At 58.0% G+C, this 8,340-nt stretch carries 5 protein-coding genes and 1 other RNA gene; 4 read left to right on the plus strand and 2 right to left on the minus strand.

All coding sequences use genetic code 11. The features are described 5' to 3' along the window. Positions 1 to 417 precede the first annotated feature (417 nt). Positions 418 to 873, minus strand: an RNA gene (gene rnpB, locus Q0Z93_RS08715) — RNase P RNA component class A. Between the two features lie 568 nt (positions 874 to 1,441). Continuing rightward, on the minus strand, positions 1,442 to 2,644 hold the full coding sequence (locus Q0Z93_RS08720) for a DUF2027 domain-containing protein (RefSeq protein ID WP_298064588.1): 1,203 nt from the start codon (positions 2,642 to 2,644) through the stop codon (positions 1,442 to 1,444). A gap of 35 nt (positions 2,645 to 2,679) precedes the next feature. Here Q0Z93_RS08720 and Q0Z93_RS08725 point away from each other — a divergent pair, with 35 nt between their 5' ends. The 4 genes from Q0Z93_RS08725 (at position 2,680) to dnaB (ending at position 7,950) form a co-directional block, all read left to right on the plus strand. Next, positions 2,680 to 3,900 (plus strand): S-adenosylmethionine:tRNA ribosyltransferase-isomerase, encoded by a 1,221-nt coding sequence (locus Q0Z93_RS08725; protein WP_298064590.1) that lies wholly within the window; start codon positions 2,680 to 2,682, stop codon positions 3,898 to 3,900. 94 nt (positions 3,901 to 3,994) lie between these two features. Then, positions 3,995 to 4,576, plus strand: coding sequence for a DJ-1/PfpI family protein (locus Q0Z93_RS08730; protein WP_298064593.1), 582 nt, complete (start codon positions 3,995 to 3,997; stop codon positions 4,574 to 4,576). A 6-nt stretch (positions 4,577 to 4,582) separates the two neighbouring features. Beyond that, positions 4,583 to 6,382, plus strand: a complete 1,800-nt coding sequence (locus tag Q0Z93_RS08735; RefSeq protein ID WP_298064595.1) for a YgiQ family radical SAM protein — start codon at positions 4,583 to 4,585, stop codon at positions 6,380 to 6,382. Positions 6,383 to 6,429: 47 nt separating this feature from the next. Next, positions 6,430 to 7,950 (plus strand): replicative DNA helicase, encoded by a 1,521-nt coding sequence (dnaB, locus tag Q0Z93_RS08740; protein ID WP_298064598.1) that lies wholly within the window; start codon positions 6,430 to 6,432, stop codon positions 7,948 to 7,950. The last annotated feature ends 390 nt before the right edge of the window (positions 7,951 to 8,340 follow it).

The raw sequence follows: 8,340 nt of genomic DNA on the forward strand, positions 1-8,340 counted from the left end.
AAGCGTGGGCTTTGAATCTTATCTGCTTTCCGAGGTCTTCGACTACCTATGCAACCAAATAAGTAAAGCCCACGTGTCGCCACGTGAGCGTTACCGCTTTACTCTTGGTTGCTTTTGAAAAGTGTCGAAGTTTTCGGAAAGCAAAAGTAAAAGCTAACGCTTTTATGTATGTCCTAAAGAGGGGTTTATCTCATCTCCAAATCGGGTTTTGATTACGAAATAAATTGGTGAGTTATATTCATCCCCAAGAAAAATAGGTCGCCGATCTTTTAGGTAGAGGCTGTTCCCATAAAAGTCGACACCGACCTGAACCGAAAAAATGCCCCGAAGAATGCGGGTACAATGGATAACCGCGTAATTAAGGCAGGAATTTAAAGAAAAAAGGCGAATCTGCTTGATGTAAGTCAGTTTCGCCTTAAAAAAGCAAGGAGTGTAAGCCGGGTTCTGTACTTTTCCCGGCGGCACTGCACGAGTGCGTTTACCCGGATCGAAAAGCCTCTGCCATTTATCCAGCCCGGCGGTCGCCCGCCGGATCGTCAGCAACCTACCCCCCGACTTGGACGGGCCGCCCTTCAGACCTGTACCGGAAAAAACGGTTTTCCGCACAGGTCGGCGTCGGTGTACATGGTCTTGCAACCCGCAGTCCGTACGGCCGCCGGTGTCGCCACCGGCGCCGGTGGGCTCTTACCCCACCTTTTCATCCTTACCGTCTCGCTTGACATGAAACGGACGGCGGTCGTTTTCTGTTACGGATACACGAACTTGCGTCCGTCTGGCAGTTTCACCAGTGCGGCGCCCTGTGTTGCCCGGACTTTCCTCCCCTCCCGGTTCGCCGCGAACGGCGCCGGAAGCAGCGGCAGAGCCCCCTTGCTGTTATTTTTTTATTGTAGGTTTATATTGCATTGTGCCGGATGGAACCGTTCTTTCTTTGAGAAGAAAGAACCAAAGAAACTTTCAGATAGCTGCGCTACTCTTCAGGCTCCGCAGTCCTCTTGCATTGAGTTTCTTTGTGCCGGAGCAATAGACCGCTCTTAATATTGCGGTTCTTTAGAACCGCCGACCTCTGCACCCAGCGGCGAAGCCGCTCGGGGGGTGGGCGCGAGGTCGAACTGAGGTGCAATAGAGTGGTCTATTGCTCCCGGCACAAGAGGATCGAAGACAAGACCCGGCAGGCTCAAGAGATGCGTAAGCATCTCAAAAAGTTTTTCTGGTTCTCTTTGTTCACAAAGAGAACAGTTCTATACTGAACACGCGCACAATAAAACGTACGTTTAAATGGTTGTTCTCCTGCCGAGCGGGGTTTTGTTTTCGCTTCACCGCTCATGCCGCGGGGGCACACTTTCTTTCTTGGGTGACCAAGAACCGAGCAGCGTACCGAAGGCATAGCCCGCAAGCGGCGATCAAAGTCTTATCGGCTTGATATTCCATGTCATGAAAGAGATTATTTCAGAAAAACTATAAGCGCCCCATAGCCGTACTCCGCAAACGAAGCATCCTGGTATCTGAGTTTCGGATAACTGCGTTTGAGCTCCTTTTCGATCTCGTACCGCAGCTTACCCTTTCCCACCCCGTGGATAAAGACCATGCGTTTCGGCGATGAAACCCCGCCTTTGACCGCACCGTCCAAAGCCACCGTAAACCGCGCCAGCTGCGCCTGCAAAATTTCACCCGCCGCCATCCCCGCCGTCGAATCGAGAATCGCTTCCGCATGCAAGTCCACCACCTCTTCGTCTTTTGTCGATTGCTTTTGTTGAGCCGGATTGGCCTTCGGCTTAGGTGCAGAGGCCGGAATGACCGGCGCCGAGGTATCCGCCAACTCGTCCGACGAGGCCAAAATAAATTCTACCGCCGGAGTCTCGAAATAATCATTCTCGACGAACGACGAAGCCCGCACGAATCGCAGCGGGTGGAGTTCCAGATCGAACGCCTCCACCGCCCGCGGCACGAATGCCGTCGGTTTGTAAGGCAGCAGACTGATATGCAGCGTCGAAATTTCCGCCAGTTCCGCCCGCCGATACAGTTTGATTTTTTGTTTGGAATCCGCCTCTATCGTTCCGCTGTCGATCGTCCGTACGCAAAGACCCCCTCCGCGTTGCTCCCGCCGTGCGATGTTATAGAATAGCGTATAGCTGCTGTCGTTGACCAACCACGCCTCCAAATCCGCGTTTTCCGCCGCCTTGTCCGTGTCGGCCACCGGCACGAACAGCAGCTTGACCAAATAGTCCGTCACCTCCCACGGCGCCTTCTCCGGCACCGCCGGCGTGCGATCCACCTCCGTTTCCGCCACCGCCGCCGTGAACGATTTCCGGAACTTCGACAGGTCGATCGGTTCGTCGTCCTCGTAATCGTCCGCCAGCGACACCCGTCCGTAATTATTCAGTCCCCTCACCGTCGCCCGTTGTTTTTTTGTCGAAGCATCGTTTGTTCCCGCCGCATGAGAGGTCGAAGGTTTCGGATCGCTCGGCCCGATCTTGACGATCGCCGCATTCTCCTCCTCGATCTCCACTTCGACAATATCGCTGATCAAGGCCGGAATTTCAAAACCGTCCTCCACTTCGACGTAAGCCATGTTGCCTTTGATCGAGCGCACGATGCCCACCCCCGTATCCGAAATGAATTTGACCCGGCTGCCTGCTTTAATCATATTATCGCTAAATTTGTGCAAATTTAACGGTTTTGATGGAGAAGGCAATAGCTATTTCGGAATTCGACTACCCGCTGCCTGACGAGCGCATCGCGCGGTTTCCGCTGGCGGATCGGGCGGCCTCCAAGTTGCTGCTTTACCGCGGGGGACAGATCGGCGAGGGAGTGTTTCGGGATGTGGCGGAATACTTGCCGGCGGGGGCGACCGTCGTGTTCAACAACACCCGGGTCATTCGGGCGCGGTTGCTGTTCCACAAGGCGACGGGGGCGCGGATCGAGATATTCTGCCTCGAACCGCATACGCCGGCGGATTACGAACGGGCTTTTGCGGCGACGGACACCTGTGTGTGGCATTGCATCGTGGGGAACTCGAAGAAGTGGAAAGAGGGGGCTTTGACGATCGAATACGCAGGGGGGACGCTGTCGGCCGAACGTCTGCCGGGTGGAGAGGATACCGTGCGGTTCGTTTGGACGTCGGGACATACTTTCGGGCAGCTGTTGGAATTGCTGGGGCGGACGCCGATTCCGCCCTATCTGCGTCGCGAGAGCGAGGAGATCGACACGGTGCGGTATCAGACGGTCTATTCGCGGTGGGAAGGTTCGGTGGCGGCGCCGACGGCGGGGCTGCATTTCACGCCGGAGATCATCGCGTCGCTGCCTTCGCACGGTTTTGAGACAGCCGAGGTGACACTGCACGTGGGGGCGGGGACTTTCCTGCCGGTCAAGACGGCGGATGCACGGGAACACCGGATGCACACCGAGTTTTTTCAGGTGGACTTAATAACGCTCGACCGGCTGGCGTCGGCGGTTCAAAGGAATGGGATTGTGGCGGTGGGGACGACTTCGGTGCGGACGCTGGAATCGCTGGCGGTACTGGGCGAGCGGGTCTTATCGACCGGTGCGGCGGAACCGGAGCGGGCGGTGGGACAGTGGGAGGCATACTCCAACGGGGCGACAGCGGCGAATGCGCCGGAACCGCTCCGGGCGTTGGCCGGTTGGATGCGGAGTGAGGGGCTGGAGCGGTTGCAGGCTTCGACCGAAATTATGATCGTGCCGGGCTACCGGTGGCGGACGGTGAGGGGATTGATCACCAATTTCCACCAGCCGCAGAGTACGCTGCTGTTGCTGATCTCGGCGCTGGTCGGGGATCGGTGGCGGGAGATTTACGCCTATGCTCTCGAACACGGGTTCCGGTTCTTGAGCTACGGGGATTCGTCGTTGCTGCTGCCGGAGCGGGAAAATTTCGGCGCAGACTAATTTTATTTGATAAATTCCATTCGGTTCAGCGCCGGGCTCCTTTGGCGCCGAGGCGGCGCGAAACTGACATTGTGATATAGAGCGACATAAAATCATGAAACAGGAAGAGGTATTGTTGGTTCTCCTGAATGAATACGCCGACTGGGAGAGCGCGTTTTTGGCTGCGGGTTTGCGGACGGGGGGACGGTATGTGCCTCGGGTGGTGGGGGCGACCCGGGAGCCTGTCTGTTCGTTAGGCGGTTTTCGTACGTTGCCGGACTACGATTTTCAGACCCTGCCGGACGAGTATGCCGCGTTGGTGTTGATCGGCGGAACCGGCTGGCAGTCGGCTGCGGCGGCGGGGGTTGTCGGCCCGGTGCAACATGCCCGCGACAACGGGCGGATCGTCGGCGGGATTTGTAACGGAGCTTCGTTTCTGGCGGCGCACGGCTTTCTGAACGACGTGCGGCATACGGGCAATACGTTGGAACAGTTGAAACTGTGGGGCGGGGATCGGTATACGAACGAGGCGGGGTATGTCGAGCGGCAGGCGGTGGCCGACGGGGGGATCGTCACGGCGAACGGGACGGGATACTTAGAGTTTTCGCGCGAACTGCTGCTGTTGTTGGAGGCCGATGCGCCGGAGCGGATCGAGGCCGATTATGCCTTTCAGAAAAACGGACTTTATTCCGCTTAAAAGACGATGGTTTCACCGAACGATTTTCTGCCCACTTCGGTCAAGGAGGTGGCGGCGCGCGGGTGGGAGGAATTGGATGTGATTCTCTTCACCGGCGACGCCTATGTCGATCATCCGTCGTTCGGTGCGGCGGTGATCGGGCGGATTTTGGAGGCCGAGGGGTATCGGGTGGCGATCGTGCCGCAGCCGAACTGGAGGGACGACCTGCGGGATTTCAGGAAGTTGGGGAAGCCGAGGCTCTTTTTCGGCGTCTCGGCCGGAGCGATGGATTCGATGGTGAACCACTACACCGCCACGCGCCGGCGACGGTCGGACGATGCCTACACGCCGGGCGGTCGGGCGGGACAGCGGCCGGACTACCCTACCCTGGTCTATACCCGGATCTTGAAACGGCTCTATCCGGACGTGCCGGTCGTTATCGGGGGGATCGAGGCGTCGCTCCGGCGATTGACCCATTACGACTATTGGGAAGACCGGCTGAGGCCGTCGTTTCTGGTGGAGAGCGGGGCGGATTTGCTGACTTACGGCATGGGGGATCGTGTGACGGTCGAAGTGGCCCGGCGGCTGCACAACGGATTCAACCTCAAACGGTTAGTTCGGCTGCCGCAGGTGGTTTATCTCGCGGATTCGGTGCCGGAGGGGGCTTTTCTGCTCCATTCGTATGAGGAGTGCGTACAGTCGCCGGAGAAATTCGGTGAGAATTTCGTCCGGATCGAAACGGAGTCGAACAAGGTGCAGGCGGGCATTTTGGCGGAACGGGTCGGGGACCGGTATGTGGTGGTCAATCCGCCCTATCCGTACCTGACGGAGGCGGAGATCGACCACAGCTTCGACCTGCCTTATACGCGGCTGCCGCATCCGAGGTACAAAGGCAAGGGGGCGATTGCGGCGTATGAGATGATCAAGCATTCGGTGAACCTCCACCGGGGCTGTTTCGGGGGGTGCAGCTTTTGCACGATCTCGGCGCATCAGGGCAAGTTCATCTCGTCTCGAAGCGAGGGGTCGATCCTGCGCGAGGTGGAACGGGTGACGCAGATGGACGATTTCCGGGGGAATCTTTCCGACATCGGGGGGCCGTCGGCCAATATGTACCGCATGGGAGGGCGCAATCGCGAGTTGTGCGGACGGTGTATGCGGCCTTCCTGTCTTTTTCCGAAGGTCTGTCCCAATTTGGACAACGACCACCGGCCGCTGTTGGAACTCTACCGGAAGATCCGACAGGTCAAGGGGGTGAAGCACGCCTATATCGGAAGCGGAATCAGGTACGACCTGTTCGACGGGTCGCCTTACTTGGACGAGGTGTTGAAATACCATACGAGCGGACGGCTCAAGGTGGCGCCGGAACACACGTCGGACAAGGTGTTGAACTTGATGCGGAAGCCGTCGTTCCGGCTGTTCGAGGAGTTGAATGCGCGGTTCCGGGCGATTTGCGGGCGGGAGGGGCTGCCTTACCAGTTGATCCCTTACTTCATATCGAGCCATCCGGGATGTACGGAGAACGATATGCGGGAGCTGGCGGAGATTACCCGTCGGCTCGATTTCCGGCTTGAACAAGTGCAGGACTTGACGCCAACGCCGATGACTTTGAGCTCGGTGATGTTCTACACGGGGAGGAATCCTTATACGGGGGAAAAGTTGTATGTGGCGCGCACGAGGGAAGAGAAGGAGCGGCAGAAGGCGCACTTTTTCTGGTACAAACGTCCTGACGGCGGCAGGGGCAGAAGTGTTTCGGCGACGAGTGCCCTTAAAAGAAGATACGAAAGACCATGGCAGAATACAAACAAAACGCGGAAGCGCGGCAGATAGCTTCGCGACGCAAAACCACGGAGTCGATTACGGCGGTGAGCCAGCAGATGGGAGTTGCGCCGCCGCAGGCGGTCGAATTGGAGGAGGCGGTGCTCGGGGCGTTGATGCTCGAAAAACATGCGATTCTGGGGATACAGGAGATTTTAGTGCCGGAGTCGTTCTACCGCGAGGCGCACCAGATTATTTATCAGGCGATTCTGGACCTCTCGGCGCGGATCGAGCCGATCGACCTCTATACCGTCGGGCAGCAGCTCCAGAAAAAGGGGCAGCTGGCGATGGTCGGGGGGCCGGCTTATCTGGCGGAACTGACGCAGAAAGTGGGGTCGGCGGCGCATTTGGAGTTCCATGCCAAGATCGTGGCGCAGAAGTATGTGCAGCGGCAGCTGATCTCGGCTTCGACCGAGATACAGAAACAGTCGTTCGATGATTCGATCGACGTCGAGGAGTTGATCAATCAGGCGGAGCAGGCGATTTTCGTGATCGCCGAGGGGAATATCCGGCGCGATGTGCAGAGTGCGCGGGACATCGTGAGCAAGGCGATTCAGAAGATCGAGGAGGCGGCGCAGAAACCGGACGGATTGAGCGGCATTCCGAGCGGTTTCGCCGATCTGGATCGGCTGACGTTGGGGTGGCAGCCGTCGGACTTGGTGATTATCGCGGCGCGGCCGGCGATGGGGAAAACGGCGTTCGTGCTGACCATGGCGCGCAACATCTCGGTGGATTATCAAAAGGCGGTAGCGGTCTTTTCGCTCGAAATGAGTTCCGTGCAGCTTATGACGCGTCTGATCATCGGGGAGTCGGGGCTGGATTCGCACAACATCAAGAACGGACGCCTGTCGCCGGACGAGTGGAAACATCTCGAAACGTCGATCAAGCCGCTGGCGGCAGCGCAGATGTTTATCGACGACACGCCGGCGCTATCGATCTACGAGTTTCGGTCGAAGGTGCGGCGGCTCAAGGCACAGCACAACATCGAGCTGGTGATTATCGACTACCTGCAGTTGATGACGGTGGGTACGACGGATCTGCGGGGGAACCGGGAGCAGGAGGTGGCGATGATTTCGCGGACGCTCAAGGCGATTGCGAAGGAGTTGGATGTGCCGATTCTGGCGCTTTCGCAGCTGAACCGTACTGTCGAGTCGCGCGGGGGTACCAAGCGGCCGCAGCTTTCGGACTTGCGCGAGTCGGGGGCGATCGAGCAGGATGCGGACATTGTGGCGTTCATCCACCGGCCGGAGTACTACGGGATGACGATGGACGAGGATGGGAATCCGACGCAGGGGCTGGCGGAGATCATCGTGGCCAAGCACCGGAACGGGGCGGTGGACACGATCAAGCTGCGGTTCCGGAGCGAGCAGGCGAAGTTCGTGGACTGGGATGACACGGGGTTCGGCGGCATCGCGGCGGGGGATGCGGGGGGATACAGTACGATTGTGTCGAGCGGTTTCGACAGCGATTTCGACGCTTCGGGCCGGGTGGTGACGGTGCCGGGAGGAGCGGGAGATACTGTGGTCGATCCTTTTTCGAGTGCAGCTGGGGAAGGTTTCGATGGCGAGCCTCCGTTTTAATGTTTCGCGATTATATATACTTTAATGTAGGTTTATTTAGCACTGTACCGGATGGAACCGTTCTTTCTTTGAAAAGAAAGGCCCCATAGGGGCTTTCCGGGCTGTAATTACCCGACTGCTTAGGCTCCGCAGTCCTCTTGCATTGCGTTTTCTTTGGGCCGGAGCAATAGACCGCTCTATTGCACCTCAGTTCGACCTCGCGCCCACCCCCGAGCGGCTTCGCCGCTGGGCGCAGAGGTCGGCGGTTCTAAAGAACCGCAATATTAAGAGCGGTCTATTGCTTCCGGCCCAAGAGGATCGAAGACAAGGGTATCCGGCAGGCTCAAGAGATGCGTTAGCATTTCAAAAAGTTTGGCTGTGCCTTCCTCCTGGCGCCTCGGCCATTCGAGC

Origin of the sequence: uncultured Rikenella sp. (assembly GCF_947628055.1) — a bacterium.
Classification (GTDB): Bacteria; Bacteroidota; Bacteroidia; order Bacteroidales; family Rikenellaceae; genus Rikenella.

What these genes read in the sequence shown, in the direction of transcription:
- Q0Z93_RS08720 (WP_298064588.1), bottom strand. Translation starts at nt 2,644, where the DNA reads ATGATTAAAGCAGGCAGCCGGGTCAAATTCATTTCGGATACGGGGGTG.
- Q0Z93_RS08725 (WP_298064590.1), top strand. Translation starts at nt 2,680, where the DNA reads ATGGAGAAGGCAATAGCTATTTCGGAATTCGACTACCCGCTGCCTGAC.
- Q0Z93_RS08735 (WP_298064595.1), top strand. Translation starts at nt 4,583, where the DNA reads ATGGTTTCACCGAACGATTTTCTGCCCACTTCGGTCAAGGAGGTGGCG.
- Q0Z93_RS08730 (WP_298064593.1), top strand. Translation starts at nt 3,995, where the DNA reads ATGAAACAGGAAGAGGTATTGTTGGTTCTCCTGAATGAATACGCCGAC.
- dnaB (WP_298064598.1), top strand. Translation starts at nt 6,430, where the DNA reads ATGGGAGTTGCGCCGCCGCAGGCGGTCGAATTGGAGGAGGCGGTGCTC.